Source organism: Acinetobacter sp. CWB-G5 (assembly GCF_019209785.1).
GTDB classification, from domain to species: domain Bacteria; phylum Pseudomonadota; class Gammaproteobacteria; order Pseudomonadales; family Moraxellaceae; genus Acinetobacter; species Acinetobacter johnsonii.
Map to the genome: position 1 here is coordinate 181,052 of NZ_JAHUTF010000004.1, position 23,638 is coordinate 204,689.

14 protein-coding genes are annotated in these 23,638 nt (G+C 43.9%); 8 read left to right on the forward strand and 6 right to left on the reverse strand.

Annotation, left to right across the window (positions count from 1 at the left end):
* Together pnp and rpsO are read right to left on the reverse strand one after the other, a co-directional pair.
* A complete protein-coding gene (gene pnp, locus KVY11_RS09585; protein WP_171056729.1) occupies nucleotides 1-2,088 on the reverse strand; it encodes a polyribonucleotide nucleotidyltransferase in 2,088 nt (695 codons plus the stop codon).
* A 260-nt stretch (nucleotides 2,089-2,348) separates the two neighbouring features.
* A complete protein-coding gene (gene rpsO, locus KVY11_RS09590) occupies nucleotides 2,349-2,618 on the reverse strand; it encodes a 30S ribosomal protein S15 (protein ID WP_004692669.1) in 270 nt (89 codons plus the stop codon).
* Between the two features lie 251 nt (nucleotides 2,619-2,869).
* Between rpsO and KVY11_RS09595 the strand changes: the two genes are divergently transcribed.
* Nucleotides 2,870-4,168: a serine hydrolase domain-containing protein gene (locus tag KVY11_RS09595; RefSeq protein ID WP_218288781.1), complete on the forward strand. Its 1,299-nt coding sequence runs from the start codon at nucleotides 2,870-2,872 to the stop codon at nucleotides 4,166-4,168.
* 698 nt (nucleotides 4,169-4,866) lie between these two features.
* On the opposite strand, the gene recD is transcribed toward KVY11_RS09595, so the two are convergent.
* Genes recD through KVY11_RS09610 form a run of 3 tightly spaced genes read right to left on the reverse strand, consistent with a single transcriptional unit; the run spans nucleotide 4,867 to nucleotide 14,127 of the window.
* Nucleotides 4,867-6,651, reverse strand: coding sequence for an exodeoxyribonuclease V subunit alpha (recD, locus tag KVY11_RS09600; RefSeq protein WP_218288782.1), 1,785 nt, complete (start codon nucleotides 6,649-6,651; stop codon nucleotides 4,867-4,869).
* A gap of 39 nt (nucleotides 6,652-6,690) precedes the next feature.
* Nucleotides 6,691-10,443 carry a UvrD-helicase domain-containing protein gene (locus KVY11_RS09605; RefSeq protein ID WP_218288783.1) on the reverse strand — a complete coding sequence of 1,251 codons (3,753 nt, stop codon included), beginning with the start codon at nucleotides 10,441-10,443 and terminating at the stop codon, nucleotides 6,691-6,693.
* Between the two features lie 3 nt (nucleotides 10,444-10,446).
* Complete coding sequence (locus tag KVY11_RS09610; RefSeq protein WP_218288784.1) at nucleotides 10,447-14,127, reverse strand: exodeoxyribonuclease V subunit gamma; 3,681 nt, start codon at nucleotides 14,125-14,127, stop codon at nucleotides 10,447-10,449.
* 178 nt (nucleotides 14,128-14,305) lie between these two features.
* Between KVY11_RS09610 and KVY11_RS09615 the strand changes: the two genes are divergently transcribed.
* Complete coding sequence (locus KVY11_RS09615) at nucleotides 14,306-14,848, forward strand: hypothetical protein (protein WP_004692676.1); 543 nt, start codon at nucleotides 14,306-14,308, stop codon at nucleotides 14,846-14,848.
* Nucleotides 14,849-14,901: 53 nt separating this feature from the next.
* On the opposite strand, the gene KVY11_RS09620 is transcribed toward KVY11_RS09615, so the two are convergent.
* A complete protein-coding gene (locus KVY11_RS09620; protein ID WP_218288785.1) occupies nucleotides 14,902-16,329 on the reverse strand; it encodes a phosphate--AMP phosphotransferase in 1,428 nt (475 codons plus the stop codon).
* A gap of 196 nt (nucleotides 16,330-16,525) precedes the next feature.
* Between KVY11_RS09620 and KVY11_RS09625 the strand changes: the two genes are divergently transcribed.
* From KVY11_RS09625 to KVY11_RS09650, 6 genes are all read left to right on the forward strand, one after another.
* Nucleotides 16,526-17,230 carry a hypothetical protein gene (locus tag KVY11_RS09625; RefSeq protein WP_004978789.1) on the forward strand — a complete coding sequence of 235 codons (705 nt, stop codon included), beginning with the start codon at nucleotides 16,526-16,528 and terminating at the stop codon, nucleotides 17,228-17,230.
* 167 nt (nucleotides 17,231-17,397) lie between these two features.
* Nucleotides 17,398-18,342 carry a bifunctional demethylmenaquinone methyltransferase/2-methoxy-6-polyprenyl-1,4-benzoquinol methylase UbiE gene (gene ubiE, locus KVY11_RS09630; RefSeq protein ID WP_010325783.1) on the forward strand — a complete coding sequence of 315 codons (945 nt, stop codon included), beginning with the start codon at nucleotides 17,398-17,400 and terminating at the stop codon, nucleotides 18,340-18,342.
* A 23-nt stretch (nucleotides 18,343-18,365) separates the two neighbouring features.
* Nucleotides 18,366-19,037 (forward strand): SCP2 domain-containing protein, encoded by a 672-nt coding sequence (locus tag KVY11_RS09635; protein ID WP_218288786.1) that lies wholly within the window; start codon nucleotides 18,366-18,368, stop codon nucleotides 19,035-19,037.
* Nucleotides 19,038-19,049: 12 nt separating this feature from the next.
* Complete coding sequence (locus KVY11_RS09640; protein WP_218288787.1) at nucleotides 19,050-20,669, forward strand: AarF/ABC1/UbiB kinase family protein; 1,620 nt, start codon at nucleotides 19,050-19,052, stop codon at nucleotides 20,667-20,669.
* Between the two features lie 162 nt (nucleotides 20,670-20,831).
* Nucleotides 20,832-21,908, forward strand: a complete 1,077-nt coding sequence (locus KVY11_RS09645; protein WP_218288788.1) for a patatin-like phospholipase family protein — start codon at nucleotides 20,832-20,834, stop codon at nucleotides 21,906-21,908.
* Nucleotides 21,909-22,167: 259 nt separating this feature from the next.
* On the forward strand, nucleotides 22,168-23,454 hold the full coding sequence (locus KVY11_RS09650; protein WP_184117822.1) for an NAD(P)/FAD-dependent oxidoreductase: 1,287 nt from the start codon (nucleotides 22,168-22,170) through the stop codon (nucleotides 23,452-23,454).
* Nucleotides 23,455-23,638: the final 184 nt, after the last annotated feature.

Here is a 23,638-nt window from a genome sequence, read left to right on the forward strand (position 1 = left end):
TTAAACTTGTTCGATGTCTTTCATCGTCAATTTGATACGACCACGGTTGTCTACATCCGCAACTTGTACCTTAATTTCTTGACCTTCTTTCAACACGTCTGCCACGTTTGCAATACGCTCGTTCGAGATTTGTGAAATGTGAAGTAAGCCATCAGTACCTGGAAGGATGTTTACAAACGCACCGAATTCAACGATACGAATGACTTTACCGACGTAAATCGTACCTGGTTCAATTTCAGCAGTCAGTGCTTGGATTTTTGCAACTGCAGCAGCAGCAGCAGCTTTGGTTTCACCAAATACACGAACGGTACCGTTGTCTTCAATATCAATTGCAGCTTTGGTTTCTTCAGTAATAGCACGGATGGTCGCGCCACCTTTACCAATCACGTCACGGATCTTGTCTGGGTTGATGTTGATCACTTGGAATGTCGGTGCATGCATTGAAATTTCAGGGCGAGCGCGTGAAATCACTTGATTCATTTCGTTCAAGATATGCATACGACCCGCATATGCTTGGTTCAATGCCGCTTCCATGATCTCTTCAGTGATACCTTCAATTTTGATATCCATTTGAAGCGCGGTAATACCGTTCGCAGAACCAGCTACTTTAAAGTCCATGTCACCTAAGTGATCTTCGTCACCTAAAATGTCAGAAAGAACTGCGAAACGCTCGCCTTCTTTCACTAGACCCATTGCAATACCTGCAACTGGCGCTTTCAATGGAACACCTGCATCCATAAGTGATAATGAAGCACCACATACAGAAGCCATTGAAGATGAACCATTTGATTCAGTAATATCCGATACGATACGAATCACGTACGGGAAGCGATCAGCCGCAGGAAGAACAGCTTGAACACCACGACGCGCCAAACGACCGTGACCAATTTCACGACGCTTAGGACCAGATTCACGACCTGTTTCACCTACAGAGTATGCAGGGAAGTTGTAGTGCAACATGAAGTTGTCAGTTTTAGTACCAGCTAGGGTATCAACCATCAACGCATCACGGGTATTACCTAAAGTGGTAGTTACCAACGCCTGAGTTTCACCACGTGTGAATAATGCAGAACCGTGTGCACGGTCTAATACACCCACTTGAACATCAATGGCACGCACTGTTTTGGTGTCACGACCATCAATACGTGGTTTACCAGACAAAATGTTGTCACGTACCGTACGGTATTTAAGGTCTTCGAATAATTCGTCAACTTCAGCAGCAATGCCAGTTTCATCTTCTTCAGGAACAAACTGAGCAACAGCTTCAGCGTGAAGCGCATCTAATGCTGCATAACGCTCTTGCTTAACAGCAATTGTGTATGCTTCAGAGATTTTCGCTTCGAATGCTTCTTTCAATTTACCAAGAAGTTCTTCGTTTTTAACTGGCGCAACCCAAGTAGATTCAACTGCGCCCGCAGCTGCAGCAAATTCTTTAATCGCTTGAATTGCGATTTGCATTTCGTCATGACCGAAAAGTACAGCGCCTAACATTTGGTCTTCAGAAAGCTCTTTCGCTTCAGATTCAACCATCAATACAGCAGCTTCAGTACCTGCAACCACAAGGTCAAGATCAGATTCCTTAAGCTGTTCTAAAGTTGGGTTAAGGATGTATTCGCCGTTGATTAAACCAACACGTGCGCCTGCGATTGGGCCTGCAAATGGAACACCAGCAATAGACATCGCAGCTGAAGCGCCCAACATTGCAGCGATATCGCCTTCCATGGTTTTGTCAGAAGAAATAACAGTCGCTGTTACTTGGATTTCGTTGTAGAAACCTTCTGGGAACAATGGACGGATTGGGCGGTCAATAAGACGTGAAATTAAAGTTTCAGCTTCAGACTGACGACCTTCACGCTTACCGTAACCACCTGGGATACGGCCTGCAGCATATTGTTTTTCTTGGTAGTTAACAGTCAACGGGAAGAAGTCTTGGCCTGCTTTTGCTTTTGGTTGAGCAACGATTGCAACAAGAACCTGTACACCACCCATGGTGATCACAACAGTGTTCGCTTGACGAGCAACACGACCCGTTTCTAAAACAACCGTGTGTTGACCATATTGGAATTCTTTACGAATAATATTAAACATAGACATGTATTTTTCTTTCCTGATTTTTATTCTAGTGGAGACCCCTAAGGTTTGGCATTCACATTGCCATTTCAGGCAACTGTATAAATGACAAAGCTTAGAAGCCGACCTCACCAGAGACTAAAAATATGATTTTAAGACACAAAGAAGGAGCGAAACATTCGCCCCTTCCCCATTACCTCACAGAAGCAAGGTAGACTTTCTTTTTCAGTAATAAAGCATTCAAAATGCGATAGTCCGAAAATAAAAGTTTAATCGAATTAACGACGTAAACCTAAAGCAGCAATCAAGTCGCTGTAACGAGTAGCGTCTTTACCTTTAAGGTAATCAAGAAGCTTACGACGTTGGTTAACCATACGGATAAGACCGCGACGGCTATGGTGGTCGTGTTTGTGCTCTTTGAAGTGACCTTGTAAATCATTGATTTGAGCAGTTAAAAGAGCTACTTGAACTTCTGGTGAACCAGTGTCGTTTTCAGCGCGAGCAAATTTAGCAATGATCTCTGCGCGATCTGCGTTTGTTAAAGCCATTCGATTTCTCCGAGATGCTTATAAGTTACATTTGATACAAATCAAATTGATTCTTCAAAACCAAGTTGACTGCCGTGCATCACTACAGCAAGGCATTATTTTAAGGGATCTAGCGCTATATTGCAAAAATGTTTTATGTTCGCAGTCAATTCAGCAACTGACGGCTTTGCACAAATCATGCACAATCATGACAATTCTGATTTTCAATATCAGACTCAGACCTAATAAAAACGAAAAATAGAGAGAAATTTGTGAAAATTTTATCTGCCAATACCTGTTATGTCCCCCATGACCTCAGCCACGTGATTCGTTCTAAGGATGAGGTCTCCGCTACCTTGGGTGGCATGAATGACGCACAAATTCAAAGCATTTGGACCAGTATAGAGTCCCTATATAAAACAGGAAACTACCCTTTCATCAGCCTCTGTTTACGTCGTCAGGGACAAATATTGTTAAACCGCAGCATTGGTTATGCGCAAGGCAATTCACCCGATGGTTTAGCGGTAGATGCAAAAATTGGCACACCCGACACCCCAGTTTGCTTATTTTCCGCCTCTAAAATCGTTACAGCCATGCTGATTCATATGTTGGATGAAGGCGGCGATCTGAATTTACTCGATCCGATTAGCCACTATATTCCCGAATATGGCGTAAACGGTAAACGTCGTGCCACCATTTTCCATTTGCTCGCTCATCGTGGTGGCATTCCGCGCATTGACAGCAAAGTCACACCTGAACTGTTGTTTAATCAAGATCAAATTTTAGAACGTCTTTATGCGGCACAACCCGTTTCAGCTTCGGGCACGCATCTGGCGTATCATGCCGTGACGTCGGGTTATATTTTAGGGGAAATTATCAAGCGGGTAACGGGTCAAACAGCCCGCGAGTTTCTTGCTGAAAATATCGAAAAACCCATGGGCTTAGATTACTTTAACTATGGCCTAAAACCTGAGTATCGAGCGGATGTCGCTTTAAACTATGCTACAGGTCTACATCCACGTTTAGGCACAGACCATTATCTTAATCGGGTACTGGGTGGTGGTTTACAGTTGGCGGTCGATGTGACCAATGATGCGCGCTTTATGGACACGATTTGCCCAGCGGGCAACATTTATACCAGTGCGGAACAAGCTGGTCGTTTCTTTGAAATGCTCTTGAGTGGTGGCGAATACCAAGGCAAACAAATCATGAGTGCCCAAACGGTATTTCGCTCGACCTTGGCCACGTCAGGAGTCAGTTTAGATCGGACATTATTAGTCCCGATGCGTTATGCCTTAGGCCCAATGTTAGGTAGCAATCCTATTGGGTTATTTGGACCCATGACTGGGCAAGCCTTTGGACATCTCGGGTTTTCCAATATTCTCTGCTGGGCCGATCCAGAACGTGATATTAGTGTATCGCTATTAACCACAGGAAAATCTGTCGTCGGGACCCACTTACCGGCTTTAGCGAAAACGCTTTATCAAATCTCAAAGCATTGTCCCAAAATCTTAAAGCACCAACGTCGCTCCTTATTTGCAACCGATCGAAGTGAAACAGATTTAGTCTGAGCATAAAAAAAAGCCCAAGTAAACTTGGGCTTTTTTGCGCTGTAGTGTTCTTTTATTTTTGTTCTTGTTGTTTTGGTTATCATTATAATAATGCGCTTTTCCGCGTCTTGTATTAAACATTCCATGTTTAATCATTTACATCCTTACGTGACAGATTTTGCCACATCACACAGAAGAAAAAAGTCGTATTTCACTCATCTTCATGTAAGCGATTGCTTACACAAACTCCTCATTTTCTCCATTATTCAACCTAAATCTCTCTAAAAAATGCAGAAGTAAAAATTTAATAAATCAAAAACAATCACTTAAAGACATAAGAACTGAATTTAAAAAAGCATAAGCCGTGCAATACTGAGACAGTATCTCTTCAATATTTAATCTATAACTGTATTTTATGCTTCGAGGAATGAATGGGTATTTTTTGTCACATTTTGCCAATTTATCAGATATAAAAAAGCCTTGTAGTCTCTCCCAAAACTACAAGGCTTAGCGGCTGTAAGTTTCCTCTTTCACCTACTTCACTGTAAGTTCGCTGTCTACTGACGTTATTATTATCTTTTTGCGATTATACTCAACATTCCGTGTTGAGCTCTTTATGTGAAGCCATCTTCTCAAAATCCTCAGCAAAGCTCTATGCGCAAATCTCTTGAATCCCTGTAAGCCATTTCGTACAAAGCTCCTATTTGTTTATTAAATCTTCACAATTGAATTTGTTGATTAATTTTTCTTGAGAGACCACTTTCTCGGGTGGTTCGAGTCACCATAGCATGTACGAATGCATCGGCATCGACCAGTAAACTGACCACTTTTTTCGCCCGCGTAATTGCGGTATAAATCAACTCTTTACTGAGTAATTTTTCAGCCTGCCGATCTAAAACCACCGCCGTATGGGTGAACTCAGAGCCTTGAGATTTGTGAATAGTCAGCGCAAAAGCCGTTTCAATATTTTTGGGTAATCGTGTCGCAGCTACCCATTTATCCAAGCTGGGGAAATACACTTCAAACTGCAACTTACCTTGTTGTATACGATGTAAACACAGGCCAATATCGCCATTCGACACCCCCAACTGATAGTCGTTATAGGTCATCATCACAGGACGGCCCAAGTACCATTCGCCTTGTTTGATTTGTTTTAATTGCTCCAATAGGCGCTGCTCGATTTGCAGATTGAGCTGTTTTAAGCCGAAATGGCCGTGACGAATGGCTGCTAAAATACGGTAATCATCAAAATGTTGAATCACTTTGGGCACGAGAGACTCATTAGGATTTTGCTGATATTGCTTTAAAGCCTCGACATAGCCCTGAAAGCCGAGCATCAGCAGATCATAATAATGTTGTAACTGCTCTGCAGATAAAGCCTGTTCAGGCAACAATTCGAGTTGCAGATAATCGACCTTGACCTGATCCAACTCAACAGCCCTCAATGTCGTGGCATGTACCACTTGCTGTTGAAAAGTGTGTAAGACGCTCTGTTTTTCGGCAGGATGCGTCATTAAATCAAAACACGGCTGCTGTTGAATAAATTGTGCCAACTTTCCAATCCGTGCATCTGATTTGAAACGACGACTATTGACCAAATTGACTCTATTTTCAGCCAAAGCTGGAACCTGTTGTAGATCGGCAAGTACAGAACCGACATCGACCGAAGCCAACTGATCGGCATCTCCCAATAAAATCAAACGAGCTTGATTCGGCATGGCAGCAAAGAGCATCTGTGCCAAATTTAAATCCAGCATGGATGCTTCATCAACGACAATCACATCATAAGGTAAAGGTTGTCTGCTATGAAAACGCGGTTGCTGCGTATTCCCAAGCCCCAAAAAGCGATGTAGCGTCACAGGGTTTAAGTTTTTCAAATCTGGGGTAACTAAGTCTTGTAACTTTTCATCCTGAAAAGAGTTCTGAAGGGCTTCTTTCATCCGCTGCGCCGCCTTACCTGTCGGTGCAGCCATCGCAATACGAATATCAGGCAGACTTTGTTTGAGCACTGCAATAATACGCGCCAAGGTATACGTTTTCCCTGTGCCCGGACCACCTGTAATGATCGCGAGCGCCTGCTCGGCCACCATAGCCAAAGCCTGTTTTTGGTGTGGATCTTCAAGTAAATGGGCATAAGCTGAAATATCAACTTGCGTTAAGTTTTGTAGTTTTAACCGCGCCACTTGCTGGGCCAAGGACTGCTCTAAAGCCCAATAACGATACAGATATAATTGCTGCTGATCGTAAACAAACGGCGCTTTTTGTTGCTGTGCCTGCTGTTCATCCATCACCAAATCATCTAAGACTGTGAGGGCTTCAGCTGCAACCGAGATACAACTCTCACCGCGTAGCATGGCTTCAAGAACCTGTTGAATCATTTCACTACGTGCTTCAGTGACCCCTGTTTTACTCAGCGGTGACTGCTGAATAAACTGACTCCAACGCGTTAACCATGTGTCTACCACGGCAGCCTGATCAATACTGGCTTTATGAACATTTTCCACACGGTTATCCTCAAAGTTATCCACAACTTAATTCTTTGTTTATGATTGACTAATTTCACTTAATTCAGAAGTTTTGCCTACATGATTTTCAGTAGAAGTATCCTCAGCAAAATGACCCAAGATGGCATCTAACCTTAAAATAAACTCTGGGCTAGCACGCCAACTTAAAACTCCTTGATCAGGCTGCCCATTCATCCCTCTCAAATAAAGATAACTCGCCTGTCCCAGATGTTCTTCAATGTCATAGTCCAGCAAATTCACTTTTAAATAGCGATGCAAAGCCACCAAATATAAGCCCGCCTGCAACCAATAACTGGCATGTGACATATTTAATTGGATTGCATCATGATTGTAGCTCTGCTGATCCGCCCCTAAGAAGTTACTTTTATAATCGGCGATGTGATAACGCTGACCATCAAAATAAACCAAGTCAATTGAACCGGTCAGATAACGAGCAGAATTAGCTTCATTTAAGTCGAGTAGATCAATGCCGTATTCTTGAAACAATGCCTGTATGCGTTTAATCGCCAGCACATGATCGGACAATGACAAATAAAAAGGAAATTCAGCCAAGTGTTCATCGGCTTTCAGTTGCTTCAACTGGAAACCTGCATGCAAAGGCGTTTCTAGCACATCTGCTAACCACGCTTGCATCCACAGCACCAATTGAGTTTCATCATCCTGTCCAAACTCATTTTGATATTTGCCCAATAACTCTTGCCACAGTAAGGGACTATCATTTTTAAAACGACGATGAATTTCCAGTCCCCAGTCACCCGAGTCCTGAAAGTCAATATGCTCGAAAATTTCATGCAGGAAGGTTCCCGCAGTCGTCCCCATTGGAAATTGCCGTTTAATCCACGCCAAAGGCTGACTCAGTTCTACATCCTCAAGCACAGGATGATTGATCTCGTCATCCGCACTGCCCACTTTCTCGCTCAAAACCGCCAAGGCATCCATTGCCTCTTTACGACTCAAATGCTGTGCCAACGCACTAAAACTGGTTTTGGAACGCGGATAAAAACGCTGTTCAGGAAAAGCTAAGGCTTGCAGTTGAATGATCTCTTGCTGCTCCGCTGGCTGTAAACGGATCGGCTTTTCAGTCAGCAGCACCTCATCACCACTGGCAGGATGTTCAAACAAATTACCGGCTTGGCCACGCCAAAATGCCAATGCCGTATTTGATTTATATTCCTGATCTTGCAGCAAGGCATACACGCGGTGACTGGCGCGGGTCAGTGCGACGTACCATAAGCGATGCTGTTCTGCTTCGGCTCGCTCATTGTGTTGATCAATCGCGGCTGGGTCTAACAGGTTGGCATCATTTACCGCTACGATGCGCTGTAACTCGCTCTGCCCTGTCGTCGGATTGATCTGCTCCAGCGTTGAAAAGTTTAAGGTTTTATTCATTTCCTTAAAGTCTTTGTCGGCACCCAGCAAGAACACAATTTTAAACTCTAGACCTTTGGACTGATGAATAGTCATCAGCTGTACGCCTGTGGCATTGGAGAGTTTACGTTCCAACTCCCACTCACGTTCCGCAGGCAAATGTAACTGTTTGAGATACCAATGATACAGTTTCTGCGCACCTTGGAACTGCTCACTATGTTGGCTCAACAACTCAGTCAAATGCCGTAGATTGACCACAGTCCGTTCGTTGTCTCGGCTTTGGTAAGCCACCAAGTTTTTCCACACTTTAAACAGGTTTAAAGCGTACTGCCATGCACTTAAAAAGCCTTTGTTGATCCACATGTCGCGGATGTCATCAAAATCTGCCATAAACTGGCTCAAACCGTTGGCTTGCTTTTCCAGTTCTAGTAACTGTTTTAAATCAATCACCAACAGCCGGCTCAAAAGCGCACGGCGAACTTTGGCTTCATCAAAAGGATGCATCATTGCGGTCAATAGCGCACCGACATCTTTCGCGACCTGACTTTCAAACACACTGCGTTTAGACGGACGGTTGACCAAAATTCCCAAACGCTCTAGTTCAAACTGAACTTTGTCCAAGCCATCATGGTTTTTCGACAACACCGCGATATCATTTGCCCCCATAAACTGTGGCGGATCATCTGCCACATACAGTTGCTGTTGAATGCCTTGGTTGATTAAATCACGAATTTTCCATGCTACTTGTTGAGCTTCATTTTTTTTGTCTTCAAGTAATAGCCAGCGCAGCGGTACATGGTTTTCACCCTGTGCATCGACCAAAGCGGGATGTGGTCGAGTCCCTGCTTCTACAGGCTGGTAATAGACCTGCTCACCAAAGTCCTGTTGGCGTTGAAATAAAGCATCCACCACCTGTACCAGCTTTTGCACAGAGCGATGGTTATATTTCAAACTATACTGCCGACCTTGCTTTGCCAAAACATCTAAACGTGCCTTGTTATAGGTCAGCATATCACCACCACGAAAGCCATAAATAGCTTGTTTCGGGTCACCGACCATAATCATACAGCCTTGATGATAACGCTGTGCATCACGCCAAATCCGCGCCAACATATCATCTTGGTCTTGGTTGGTGTCTTGAAACTCATCCACTAAAATGAGCGGATAGCGTGCCTGTACAAACTGAGCAAAGCGCCTGCCTTGTTCACCCTGTAAGGCTTCTGACAAGGTACGAATTTGCTGAGAAAAAGTAGTTTCACTCTTTTGCTGCAAGACTTGTGGTAATCGCTTTTTCACCTCGGAGCTTAAGTGATATTTTAAATACGCATCCAACACATCCAAATTGAGCTCTAGCTCTGCCAACGCGTCTAAGAAACTGCGGACCTGTCGCCACACAGGATGCTGCTCAAACTGTTCTAGTACATCTACAGCACATTTGTTTAAGACTTTTTTCGTCGCAAGGTCAGTCAGATGTTTTAAGGTTTTTTCAAAATGTGGCGCGAATAAAGCATAAGCTCGTTGCTCTTTCAGGGCGGTCAAAAAAGCAGGTAAATCCTGACATAGAATACGCTGCATCAAAGCATCGGTACGCCACTTCTTCCCCAGCACTGCATGGTATTGCCCTTCAGGGGCATAATAGTCTTTCAAGCTTTCAATCTGTGCCACATCCAGCGCGGTAAATTGATCAATAGCCTGCTCAAATTGCGTCAGATCAAGCACAGGTTTTTCCACCTGTTGAAACTGTGCCGATGCAAAGTTCAAACTATTTTCAACAATTGGCACATAAGCCTGTTCGGTTTTTAATTTTTGTTTTAACAGTAAATAATTCACCACAGGCTGCGGCTGTGCCTGAATCCACTCGCGTAATACATCATGAATGAGCTGCTGAGTATAACTCTGCGCATCATCGGTAATATCTGCACGCTCAATCTTGCCACTTTCAAAAGAAAACTCACGCAATAACTTTTGACTAAAACTGTCCAGTGTGCCGACGAACAGCTCATCTAACTGATCGATCACCAACTTCAAACGCTCTTGGGCAAAACCGACCCGCTGTGCATAGTCTGTGAGCACCTTGATAAAAAGCGGATCTTGTTCAGCGGCTATTTTGGTCTGTATTTCTCGCTCGGTCAGACTCTGACAACCTTCAAAATAACGTAAGGTTTCAATCAAACGTGCCCGAACGCGACTTTTCAGCTCCGCGGCGGCAGCACGGGTGAAGGTGGTTGCAATGACCTGATTCGGCAAATAGGCCCCGAGAAAAATACGTACCATCAAACTGGATAAAGTAAAAGTCTTACCTGTGCCTGCTGAAGCTTCAATCCAATGCAAGCCCTGAAAGCTCATATCAGCAATGGGTTGATAAGACATATTCGATGTAGAGACCTGAGACTGTGCTTTCATGACTTAGTCCTCAAGGCTTTGCTGATGCAAAAATATCGGATGATATAGTTCATAGGAAAACTGCTCACAGGCATGGGCAAGTAATGCTTTGGCATCCTGCTCTTGTAAAATAAACTGCCAGTCGCGGTGTGCTTTATTGGCTTCGTTTTCAGTCATTGAAAAACCACTAAAGCGGCCATCTTCTTCCCACACTTTATAAATGGCGTCCATGTCCGCAATCACCATCTGTTCCTGATCATTCAATTGCCATTCATGGGTTTTATCTTTCTCTGCAATTTTCAACAACAAGGCCGCAGGTAAAACTAAAGGCTGAGTTTGTGCATACTCCCATGCTTTCAACCAAGGTTTGAGCCATTCACGCGCCTGATTTGAACTCACACCAGTGCATAAAATGGTTCGGTCACTAAACACCACGATGCGTTGATATTGCTGTCCGCCCTCACCCAAATTGACATAAGCTAGCCACAGTAAATACTCTAACCAAACTTTGGCACGGCGCTTTGCTCTGGCACTGGATGCTTCTACACTGACCCATTTTTCAGCACTGAATTTGGCTAAAGTAACATTGATCTGTAAATGCTCACTCACCTTCCAGACTTGTTGGGTCGTGGCAGTAGCCTCAGGCGCATAACGTTGTAAACGTGTCAGCAAGCGCTGCTGCTCAAGCACGCTCATTTGCCAAACCCCATCTTGAACTTTACCAATCGGCAGTTGATCCATCAGAAGATTGGCATCTGCCACTGCCTCATGTTGTTGTAAAAAATGACGGATGGCATAACGTCCTAAACCATCGAGCAGTAAAGGTTCTTGCGTTGCAGGAATCTCTTCTGGTTTTAAGTTTTCCACGCCTAAAGTCTTGAGATACAGCCTTGCAGGGAAAGTGATGTCCTGAATCCACTGCTGACTGTCAAGAACTTGAATGTCTTGCTCTAATTTTGGATAAGGCGTGTTAACCCAACTGCTCGGTTGTCCCGATGCATGTTGCAATTGTTTCGCAACTTGAAACCATTGGTCTTGAAAACGGATACTGTGCTCAGACTCAAAACCACGCGGATCAAAAGGCAATAAAGGATGGACATGATACAGCGATGCCAACTGTGCAGGAACAGTCACACCATGCTGATCAACCGTTGCACCGGCACTCTTGGTCTGTGTGTCAGGCTGCACAATAAAGGCCATATGCTGAATCAGTTCTTGCAACACTGTAGACGGATCACGGACTTCACCATCGTTGATATCAAAGCCATTATAAAATAACCATAAGTTCTCTTGTGCCAACAACAACGCATCTAGAAAAGCCCCTTGATCATCTTCCAAACGGGAACGATCCCCCAGTTGTGGTTTCAGTAAATCCATTAGGTCAAAAGGCAAATGCGCACTACGGTTGGGAAACTTGCCACTGTCCAAGCCCAACATCACGATCAACTTATACGGCACAGGTCGAATCTGACCAATTTGACTAAACGTGATCTGCCCTGTGGGTTCTGCATAGTCCAGTTGCGCTTCTAAGGTCTTTTGGACTTCTTCTAATACATAAGGCAAAGGTAAACTTAAACTGCGCAGTGCATGATGGTCGTGTTCGTCATAGAAACTCGCCAAGGTCAGCATACGTTCTTGTTTTTTGACCATCTTATACACTGCGGCCAAAGACTCGACACCCGCACCTTCAAACTCGCGAATATCTTCCATCAAACGATTCAGCCAAGTTTCAGCAGTCGTCTGTTGTCCAGTTTCATGCGCGATCATCCACTCGGAACGATGTTTAAAATCTTGATAGATTTCTATCAAAACACCAATCAGTTCAAAATCACTCGACTGTACTTGGGCATAGCTTAAAGTCTCATGAAACAGCACATGCTCTGGTACAGCGACGCCTAACGCCAAACGATCTAAAGCAAACTTCAGACTATAACGATAATCTTCATCCCCTTCGGCCAGACTGCGTTTTAAATGTTCGGCATCCAATCCACGCTTAAAGCCTGCGTTGATCAACAGCTCCGTCATCCGCTCAATCATATTCATGTCTAAGCCATAACGTTGCTGCGTTGCATTTAAACTGAGCCAATCGGCAAAGTCCTCAATACTGAAACGCCCCCGTACCAAGACCATCCGTCCCAACACAGCACGCCATGCATTTAAGGCATCGAGCTGAGTCACGCCAGCTAGCTTAATAGGCAAATAAATACTGTCTTTACTCAGTTGATGGCCCTTTTTCAAAGCCTCACGCTCATGGGGAGGAGGTGCAAAAACACTGCGAATAAAAGGTTCTAGCTCAGTCAAACTGGGCGTCAACACTAAAATATCACTTGGACGTCGTGGTGCTTCAGCCGTGCCCTGAGCCAACCAATGCATCAGTTGATCTTTGAGGACTTCAAGCTGTCTGAGGCTGGAGTGACAGACATGAATCTGTATTGAACCATCTTGTTCAGCCAAGGCATACTGATGCTGTTCAGGTTCTACCAAATACAGTACATCAGACTGAATTTTACCAAGTAAAGTTTCTGGATATTCATCAACAAAGATATCGGCCCACACCCCATCCTCACCTGAAGAAAGGCTAGAAAGTAAAGAGAAATGGTCGCGCGCTTGTTTACCAAATCGGGTCAGTAAAGGATGGCGAGACTCTCGGGTTTCTGCATTAAAATTGAGGGTAAACTCATCAAAAAACTGCTGAATCTCGGCATCATTGGCATTTGGATTTTTTTCAATAAAACGCTGCTTCACCCGTGCGTCATAACGCGCTTTCCAGTTGGGATCGACACTGTCTGCCCAGTATTCTTGTGAAGGGTTATAGTGAAAAATAAAGATATCGAGGTATTGCCCCAATCGATGCAAAAACTCCAATTGTTTTGGCGGTAAATCTAAAACCGTAAATACCACCAACTGTGCAGGCAATTTTTTCAGTGCAGCGTCTCGGGTCTCTGCTTGATCGAGTAAGCCCCAAAATGCAGTATCAATACGCTGAATTTGTTCAAAGTCAGCATGGAACACCACTTGCCAGAGCCAACGTTGCCATGCTTCCAATTCATAAGCTTGATTGAGTTGAAAAGCACTGAGTTCTTGCTGAGTTTTAAAGAACATCTGCTCCAAATCGAGCGGCTGGTTTTTGCCCCACGCTTGTAACCAATTGGTCTGGCAACGGCAACTTTGCGGTGGACAGCCTTTGGTGCAATGCCCACGATAATCCATATAAAAACTAAACAGCCGTGAAACCTGCTCCGCGACCCAATACAGCATGCTTTGCTTTTTGAGCTGTTTATCGATGCCTTGTTGCAAACGGTCAGCGCTGGCATAGATCCGCTGAATAATCGGATACAACGGATGAGCAACCTCTAAAGGATTCAGCTCGGCTTGTATAAATTCTTTTAAGGCTTGAAAGACACGCCATTTAATAATCAATCGCGGAATATTGGCTTTACGGACTTCATCTTTTTGGTCGACCAAAACCCACTGATAAGCCGACCATTGAAAACCACGAATACGATGATGAAACTGCGTGTTGGCACTGATGCCCTGCTGTTCTGCCAACTTTTGCGTTAGCCACGCCTCAACCGCAGGTGAAGGTACAATAAAATGCTGTGCTTGCAGCACTTGAAAGGCATTTTTGGCCGGTTTAAAGACGGTTTTTTGCATGGCTTGCAACAGAACATCAATACGCTGACTTTGTATTACGTGTATTGCCATGTTTCCCCTCAAATGACCGTCTTATGAAAAATCTACAAAAGCACACAGATTATTGACTATACTTCTGGTTCTGTCTATGTCACTTTGATGACATATTTCTATTTAAAATTTGCTTTAAAATACGTACTTTAAGCAAAACTAGAATCAATGTGAATCAGGATATTTTAGGGTTTAGAAGATGAAATTAGAGCACATTCCAGAAAAAATTGATCCCTCTTTAAATTTAGAACAAATCCGCGAAGAATGTTTGGACTTAGTTAAAAAGCGCGCCTATTTTTCCGCAGGTGCTGCGGTTATTCCAGTCCCCTTCCTCGATGTGGTGATTGATGTGGGCATATTGTCGCAGTTGATTCCCGAAATTAACGCCCGCTTTGGTTTAACCCCTGAACAAGTCAGTGTCTACGACCCAGAAACCAAGCAAATACATTGGTCAGAACTACGTAAACGTGGTGTGGAGTTCTCTGGACTGGTGGTGGCACGTACAGCCGTGAAGAAATCCCTCAACAACATGGCAGCCAAATACATCACCAAACAAGTCACCAAATTCATTCCTCTTGGCGGACAAATGATTGCGGCCAGCTTGGGTTATGTCGTGATGAAAAAAATTGCGGAAACCCATGTGGAAGAGTCGTATAAGCTCGCCAAAGGCATTCAACTAAAACAAGCCGCTGAACAAGGTGTTCCTGTTGCAGCGCCAGTGACCCAAATTCCCTTAAGTTAAAGAACTAAATCCACCTCTATAAAAAACGGTCAAATGACCGTTTTTTATGCTTTTTAATCTGTGTCGCGATCCGCTTTGAGCTGTTTTAAAATTGCCCTTAAGACTTCAATTCTGGCCTGTTGTTTATCATTGGTGGAAATAATATACCAAGGCGCATAACCTGTATCGGTATGTGCAAACATATCTGCGGCTGCCTTTAAATAGTCATCCCATTTGTCGCGATTGCGCCAATCTTCTTCGGTAATTTTAAAGCGTTTATGCGGGGTACTTTCACGGGCTTTAAAACGCGCCGCTTGTTCATCTTTATCAATCGCCAGCCAAAACTTAATCAGTACGGTTTGACTGTTGCTGAGGTTTTTTTCAAAACGATTGATTTCCGCATAAGCGCGTTGCCACTCCACCTCGGTTGCGAAGCCTTCTACCCGTTCTACCAAAACGCGTCCATACCACGTTCGATCAAAAATAGTGATGTCATCCGACTGCAATTTGCTCCAAAAACGCCACTGGTAAGGACGGCGTAACTCATACTTTTCAGGTGCGGCAATGGTATGAATTTCATATTCTCGCGGGTCGAGCTTTTTCACAATGCGCTTAATCGCCCCCCCTTTCCCAGCGGCATCCATACCTTCAAAAGCGATCACCACTTTACGGTCATCACAGCGGATGGCATCAGCCACTTGTTTGGTGAGTTTTTTTAACTCTGCTTTATAGTTTGCATCCTCAGCTTGAGGAGCTTCAAACTGAGTCAGAATATCTGGTATCTGCGCTTGCTGCCACTTTAGCGCGGCCTTTTTTTCATGCTCTGGACAGTGACGCAGCGCCGTTAAAATCGCTTGTGCAAAATTGTGATTACGCAAATCTTCATCTTCACCATCAATGATTTGCCAGTCATCGGTGAAACGTGTACGTAGTTTTTGCAAAGTGTCGTATTGTTTTTTATTGCGCCAGTCTAGCCCATGCAATTTATGCCAATGTACTTCGCTCGGGTCCATGTCATCCAGACGCTTTTGCAAAGACTTCCACGACAAATCGAACCAAACTTTTAAGACATCTACGTTGTTATTTTTTAAGTCCTGTTCAAAAGCCCGCATATTGCTAATGTATTCATCAAACAAAGTGTCGTCTAAAGGCTTTGAAGCATGCATGGCCGTAGCCAACAAGTCCCCATACCAGTTACCAAACCACACCATAATTTGCCCTTCGGCAGGTACAAATCGAGTATAGGGCTGCCAAAAAGGCTGTTTTAGATTAAACAGATGCGGTGGATCGGCTTTGACATATAAAAAACGCGGATCGACCCATTCGCGCAGCTGTTTCACCGCTTCGCCTTTACCCGCAAGTTCAATTCCACTGACCAAAATCACTAAACTTTTTGCATTGCTCTGATCACGGGTATTCATCAACGCATATTGCGCTTCAATTAAGTCCAGTGAAAGCTGTTCTTCATTCAGCACTGTACTGGCGATCGTTTCTGTATCCATTGCCCCCTCCTTTTTTCTATTTAATCAAATCACTAGATCCTAAAAGATGATGGTCTAGATGATTTTCATATGTATCTTTTGACTACTTCTACATCAAACTGACCACAAATAAATAGTTTTTTTGTCACTTTGTCATAGCGAGTTCCGTCATCACGCACTAAGATTTAGCTATCTTTAAATAGAACTGAGACAGCAAATGTCCAAACTCGCCGCCCTCGATGAGCTTTTAGAACAGTATTACCAATTGCATTATCATCAAGATTCGGTGCTCTTCCAACGTTTACAAGATGTGCAAGTCTGGCAAAAACAACGGATGCAACGCACGCATAACCGTGCTTTCGCAGAAAAACAGAACCTCTTGATGGCCGAGTATTTTATCAACCGTTTATATGGTGGCCCAGATTTTGACGCTTTGGCAGGACAAATCGCGCGCTTGAGCAAATATGCGCACAAAGCGGAGAAATTAATTCCTGAAAATGCCATTAAAACCGGTACCTCTGGGGTTGAGTTGGCGATTTTGGCGGTGCGACTGGATGAACAAGTGGCGATGCAATTGCTGAAAGATCACCATCCCTCTGAAGCCTTAACCGATGATTTGATGCGCCAAGCCTACTTAAAACTAGAACAAGGCGAAGAACGCTTGAAACAGCTATATTTACTCGATCAATTGGGTAAGAACCTCGATAAATACATGCGCTCTTTTATGGTCTATACCGCTTTTAAGATGTGTAAAGGGACGGCCAACAAATATAACTTCAATGTCATGTATGAATTTATGCAGGATGGCTTTTTGGCCATGAAACCGCTAAAGTCGGCAGAGAAATTTGTGAAAGATTTTACTGCGGTGGAACGTCAAATTATTGATAAAGTCCATGCGGGACATTTGTATCCTTTTCAGTAAATTTCAACGAATGACTTGATAAAAATAAGCCAGCAGCAGCTTTGCTCTGCTGTTTTTCTGTATATTATTCAGCACAATTGCATGATGGTTACTGTACAACGTCCTAGAATCTGTCATCATGCATGCACTGCAACATTTACCCTATTGCTATGTTAGGAGTGACTCCCATGTCGAATGAAAATCAAACGCCTACCGCTACTCAAGAGTCGGCACAAAACACAGACAAAGTGAGTCCATTTTTAACTGAACCCTTACCCCAAGGCACAGCGCAAGGTCAGCAAAAATCATTACAACAACAGTTGACTGATACCCCAGTAACGGGTTCTGTACCCAAATACAATCTTCCTCGCGGTGCCAACACAGGTAACGTCGGCAGTACCACACACTTTGGTTACCAGACGGTGAGCAGTGAAGATAAAGCGCAAAAAGTGGCGGAAGTTTTCCACTCGGTTGCCAGCAAATACGACATTATGAATGACTTGATGTCTTTTGGTATTCACCGTCTATGGAAACGCTTTGCGATCAATATGTCAGGGGTACGTCGTGGTCAACACGTGCTAGATATTGCTGGCGGGACAGGCGACTTGGCTAAAGTGTTTAGCCGCGAAGTTGGCCCTACAGGTCATGTGGTACTTTCAGACATTAATGAATCGATGTTGAATGTGGGGCGTGATCGTTTAATTGATGCAGGCTGTACCAATGTTGACTTCGTATTAGCCAATGCTGAAACCCTCGAGCCATTTGAAGACAACAGCTTTGACCTACTCACGATCTCGTTTGGTCTACGTAATGTGACCGATAAAGATGCAGCACTTGCAGCGATGTACCGCGTGCTTAAGCCAGGTGGTCGCCTACTGGTATTAGAGTTCTCTAAACCTGTGTTTGAACCATTTTCAAAACTGTACGATCTATATTCGTTCACTGCACTGCCGATCATGGGCAAAATTATTGCCAATGACTCAGAAAGCTATAAATATTTAGCCGAGTCCATTCGTATGCACCCAGACCAACGCACGCTAAAAGGCATGATGGAAAATGCAGGCTTCCAAAACTGTGACTATCACAACCTGACAGGCGGTATCGTTGCTGTACACCGTGGTTTTAAACTTTAAAATTAAACGTTTAAGGGCAAATTATGTGGTCGATTCTGGCACTCGGTGCAATTGAACGATTAATTCATCATGTGATTAATTTGGATGCGATCACTCGCATCCAGCTCAATGAACTACAAGGCAAGATGTTACGTGTGGTGATCGCATCCCCGCAACTGTCTGTAGATGTGTTCTTTGACCAAGCCAAAGTGCGCTTAGAACCTACCGTTACAGGGCATAGTGAAACAGCGTCCATTTTCGAACAACGCCCTTTTGACCAAGCTCAATCTCACACCCCAGCAACCGCAACTTTAACGGTGGCCAATGTGGTTGAGCTGCTCAAGCTATTACTGGCGGATGATGTCGGCAATATCCCGCTCCAAGGTGATTATCACCTTCTACAGGATATTCAACGGATTATGCAACACGCTGAGCCTGACTTGGCTGCGCATTTAAGCCCATGGATTGGCCCAAGTTTGGCGCATGAATTGGCTAAAATTCAGCTGGCACCAAAACACATCAAACAGACCCTACAAAGTCATTTGTTTTTTGCTGAAGATGCCTTGAAAGAAGACAGTGGTCTATTTGCCCCGCGTTGGCAAATGGATGATCTGCATCAAGATACCCGTATTTTTAATCAAAACTTAGATCGTGCCGAAGCCAAAATTCAACAGCTTCAAGCACAGATTGACACTCAAGACTCAACTCAGAACTAGGTATTTACATATATGATTCCGCACGTTTCACGTTTACTCGAACTTTGGCGCATTGCCGCGCACTATAGACTCGACACGTTGTTTCCTGCGGAAGAATTACCTGAAAAAGCGCGTCATGCGCTGGGTGTAATTCGTATGCACCCTGCGGCATGGTCCAGTCGTGAACGTAAAAACCCACTGAAGCTCAAACAAGCTTTAGAGGAAATGGGACCACTGGCGATTAAAATGGGACAACTGCTGTCTACTCGTCGTGACCTAATTCCACCTGAAGTACTACAACAACTGGTTCTACTCCAAGACCGTGTCAAACCCTTTGGTTCTGATGTCGCGAAAATGCGTATTCAAGACTCATTGAAAGCCGATGTAAATACGCTGTTTGCACGCTTCGACGAACAACCCTTGGCAGCAGCCTCAATTGCTCAAGTACATACAGCCGCTTTACATGATGGTCGCGAAGTGGTGGTGAAAGTCACCCGTCCCGCTATTCGTAGTCAAATTTTACAAGACTTTGAAATTTTAGAATGGTTGGGCGATTTTCTTGAAAAACGCCTAGAAGCCGCGCGTGCACTACACTTATCTGAAATTATTCAGGACTATCGTCAGGTCATCTTAAATGAACTGGATTTGACCTTAGAAGCCGACAATACCCGTCGTATGCGCCATTACTTTACAGGCTCAAGCATGATGTATGTGCCTGAAGTCTATATGGATAGCAAAGACGTGATGGTGGTTGAACGCATTACGGGCGTTCCCATTTCAGACATTGAAACCTTTGAAAAGCTGGGGATGGATCGTAAAGATCTGGCGGAAAAAGGCTTAACCATTTTCTTTACCCAAGTCTTCCGTGACAACTTTTTCCATGCCGACATGCATCCGGGCAATGTCTTCGTTGAAACCCTAAACCCAAGCCAACCCCGCTATATTGCACTAGACTGTGCCATTATGGGTGAGTTGTCGAAGCACGACCAAATGACCGTGGCACGTATGCTGCTTGCGGTCATGAACAGCGACTTTATGCAACTGATTCAAATCGTGCATCAAGCTGGTTGGATTCCACCGGGCACAGACCAAGATGCACTAGCACGTGAAATGCGTCGCACGGTCGGGCCAATGGTGTCCAAACCCATGCATGAATTGGACTTCGCGGGCATTTTGATTCAAGTGATGGATATTGCACGACGCTTCCATTTGGAAATTCCGCCACAACTGATGCTGCTGCTTAAAACCCTCGTACATGTTGAAGGTTTAGGGACTGACCTTTACCCGGAGCTGGACATTTGGAGTTTAGCTAAGCCAATCCTGACCGATTGGATCAAAGCACAAATGAATCCACAAAAGAACCTAAAAGAGTTAGGACAAAAAATTCCGGACTTACTTTTAGGGGCACAAGACTTCCCAACGCTGTTGGTCGATAGCTTAAATGGTCTCAAAAACCAATCAGCTTGGCATGCTAAACAGCTCAATGAACTGCAAAGTATGCGCCTACAAATGGAGCATCAGCAAAAACGCAGTTGGATTTTTGGCAGTCTCATGGCCATTTTGCTGTCGATTGCGATTATCTCGCCTTGGTTTATTTCAGTGATTTTAATTGTACTCACCAGCTTACTGGCGGTGTGGCGCGTGTTTAAATAGACGCTTTCTGCTGTATTAAAAGCCTGAGTCTCTCAGGCTTTTTTATGTTTAGGTTTTATGTAGGAAGTGACTCCCAAGTCATTCTTGGATCACTTTTGCCAATGCGCTCGCTCTCTCGCAAGTTAAAATGACAATACATATTGTCTATTTTGAATGATCACGATGACTCAAATCCTGCAAAAACACCCTCCCGCTTTAAGCATTCGTGCAGGTAAATTAGCACGTCAACTCATTCAAAGTGAAGGCTTACAAGCTGAACAGGTCGATATTGTACCCGGTGCCGCAGGTGGGCCCAAAGGCATCGGGATTCAAGGTTTAGACCAAGCCATTTTTGGTGAATTCTTTGCTCGTGCACCGCAAAGACGAACGTTGATTGGTTCATCCATTGGCAGTTGGCGCTTTGCCAGCATCTTAGCGCACGGTGCGAAAGCAGGTACCGAACGTTTAGGTGAACTCTATACCAACCTCTATTTTGACAAAAAAATGCAGCGCCAAGAAGTCAGTGATATTTGCCGTGGCATGCTGCTCGACTTGGTGCAAGGCAAAGAAGCGGAATTGGTCAATCATCCCGATTACCACCTCACAGTGCTGTCGATTAAAGCACAGCACATCTTCCAAAGTGACCAAGTTCTCCCGCTGTTGGCCTCTGTGGCAGGTATCATCGGCACAACCGCTGTTTCGCGAAAGCATAGTCGCCACTTTATGCAACGGGTAATTAGTCAGCCCAGCAATGGTAAACAATTTAAAGTGGAAGATGATTTCCTCACTCATTATCACAGTCTCACCGCTGCAAACGTTCTGCCTTGGCTGATTGCTTCAGCCTCTATTCCAGGCGTGATGGCCGCAATTCGCGATATTCCAGATGCGCCACAAGGCAGTTATCGCGATGGTGGTCTGATTGACTATCACATCGATCTGCCTTTTGAGAGTCAAGGCATTGTGCTTTATCCGCACTTTACGGACAGCATTACGCCGGGGTGGTTTGATAAACTGTTTAAACGTCGCGCTAATCCTGAAAATCAAGCCCGTACGCTACTATTGTCTCCGTCCCAAGACTATTTACAGAGCTTACCTTTAGGACGCCTGCCCGATCGTAAAGATTTCACCCTCAAAGGGCTCGACCAAAAACAGCGCATTCAAATGTGGAACCAATGTATTTCTGAAAGTCAGCGCTTAGGTGATGAATTCTTGGAAATGGTGGAAAAACAGCATTTTGCACAGGCGATACAAGATTTATAAACAAAATTTGCGCATCAATGTAATCTTGTTTAATCTGACCAAATAAAGAAAAATCGAGATTACATTTTTTCTATGCTAACAATAATTTTAAGTGAACAAAAAAAATATGGTCAAGTCATTGAATTACAAAATGAATCGTGGAAAAAATGTGATTGCAAGCTCGTTAGAAGATTTCATTCAAATCAACATCGACCAATTAAAAAAATCTGATGATATTCGTTACGCATTCATTTTAGACAATGGTTAAATCATTCGATCTATGATTTCTAATCACCCGCCCCACTTCGCCATCATCGGTGCTGGAACCGCAGGGTTAGCCACTGCGATTTTACTGGCTCGACAAAATATTCAAGTCAGTATTTTAGAGAAAGCCTCAGAACTCGAACCTGTCGGCGCAGGACTGTTACTACAGCCTTCTGGTTTAGCTGTTTTTGAGCATTTAGGCCTTTTAGATGAGGTTTTAAGACTGGGTGCAAAAGTCACTGGGCTCAAAGGTCAGTTACCGAGTGGCAATTTACTGGTCAATAGTCATTATCAACAAGCGCATCCTGATTTTTATGGTGTCGGTATCCATCGAGCAACGTTATGTCATGTTTTAGAAAATAAATGCCGTGAATATTCCGAACTCATTACTTGGCAAATGAATACCGATATTCAAAAATTAAAAGAAACATCCAATCAAGTTCGGGTTTCGGGTACAAAAGATGGTGAATCATTTGATCAAGCTTTTGATGCTGTGATCATTGCCAATGGCGCACGCAGCCTCTTAAGACCGAAAGAATGGGTGAAGGTTGATCAAGCTTATCCTTGGGGAGCCAAATGGACAATTGTTCCCGAATGCCTTGAATTAGATACAGAAATTTTACATCAGTTTCATGATCGCTCTAAAATGATGATGGGCATCTTACCGACCGGTACAGTGCCACATGAACCCAAGCAAAGACTATCGAGTGTGTTTTGGAGTCTTCCAAGCCATCAACTGAATAGTTTTCTACACAATTCACAAGCGCATTCTGACTGGTTAAACCAAGTGTCTAAGCGTTGGAAACCTGCTGCGGATTGGTTAGAACAAGTCATTGCCCAGCCTGAACAAAAATCACAATGGTTGACGGCAAATTATCGTGATGTAGTACTGTCTAAGTTTGGTGAGGGTCGTATTGGTGTCATGGGTGATGCAGCACATGCCATGAGTCCACAACTGGGGCAAGGTGCAAATATGGCCCTTTTAGATGCATGGGCTTTGGGGCAAGCGGTTCAAAGCGCAAGAAAAAATGAAGCCCTTGATTATGTCCAACTCTGGCAAACGTATCATCAACACCGTCAAAGTTCGACAGCTTTCTATCAATTTTTAAGTCGTTTACTCACACCACTTTACCAATCTGACCTATGGTGGGCAGGTGGTTTACGTGATTTTAGCTTTGCTTGGATGTATCGAATTCCCTATTTCCGTAAAGAAATGGCGGTGACGATTTCAGGTTTAAAATTAGGCATGTTCAGTCAAATGAACTATCGGGATATTGCAAAACAAAACAATCATTCTGTGTAGAATGTAACGACAATCATCGCCATCCGCTTTAGATGGGTGACTGATGGTTGAGTTTCTAAAATACATCAATTAAGCCACTGTGAGATAACTGTAGAAAGTTTCTCCTCTATTCTGTTTAAATCACGTAGACTATAGCGCGCTACGTTAACATCGTAACACTCTCAATATTTATTCGCTTGGTGAA

Excerpts from the sequence above, each read along its gene's own strand:
- KVY11_RS09615 (WP_004692676.1), top strand. The coding sequence starts at position 14,306 with ATGAAATTAGAGCACATTCCAGAAAAAATTGATCCCTCTTTAAATTTA.
- KVY11_RS09650 (WP_184117822.1), top strand. The coding sequence starts at position 22,168 with ATGATTTCTAATCACCCGCCCCACTTCGCCATCATCGGTGCTGGAACC.
- KVY11_RS09620 (WP_218288785.1), bottom strand. The coding sequence starts at position 16,329 with ATGGATACAGAAACGATCGCCAGTACAGTGCTGAATGAAGAACAGCTT.
- KVY11_RS09640 (WP_218288787.1), top strand. The coding sequence starts at position 19,050 with ATGATTCCGCACGTTTCACGTTTACTCGAACTTTGGCGCATTGCCGCG.
- KVY11_RS09635 (WP_218288786.1), top strand. The coding sequence starts at position 18,366 with ATGTGGTCGATTCTGGCACTCGGTGCAATTGAACGATTAATTCATCAT.
- rpsO (WP_004692669.1), bottom strand. The coding sequence starts at position 2,618 with ATGGCTTTAACAAACGCAGATCGCGCAGAGATCATTGCTAAATTTGCT.
- pnp (WP_171056729.1), bottom strand. The coding sequence starts at position 2,088 with ATGTTTAATATTATTCGTAAAGAATTCCAATATGGTCAACACACGGTT.
- KVY11_RS09610 (WP_218288784.1), bottom strand. The coding sequence starts at position 14,127 with ATGGCAATACACGTAATACAAAGTCAGCGTATTGATGTTCTGTTGCAA.
- KVY11_RS09605 (WP_218288783.1), bottom strand. The coding sequence starts at position 10,443 with ATGAAAGCACAGTCTCAGGTCTCTACATCGAATATGTCTTATCAACCC.
- KVY11_RS09645 (WP_218288788.1), top strand. The coding sequence starts at position 20,832 with ATGACTCAAATCCTGCAAAAACACCCTCCCGCTTTAAGCATTCGTGCA.
- KVY11_RS09625 (WP_004978789.1), top strand. The coding sequence starts at position 16,526 with ATGTCCAAACTCGCCGCCCTCGATGAGCTTTTAGAACAGTATTACCAA.
- ubiE (WP_010325783.1), top strand. The coding sequence starts at position 17,398 with ATGTCGAATGAAAATCAAACGCCTACCGCTACTCAAGAGTCGGCACAA.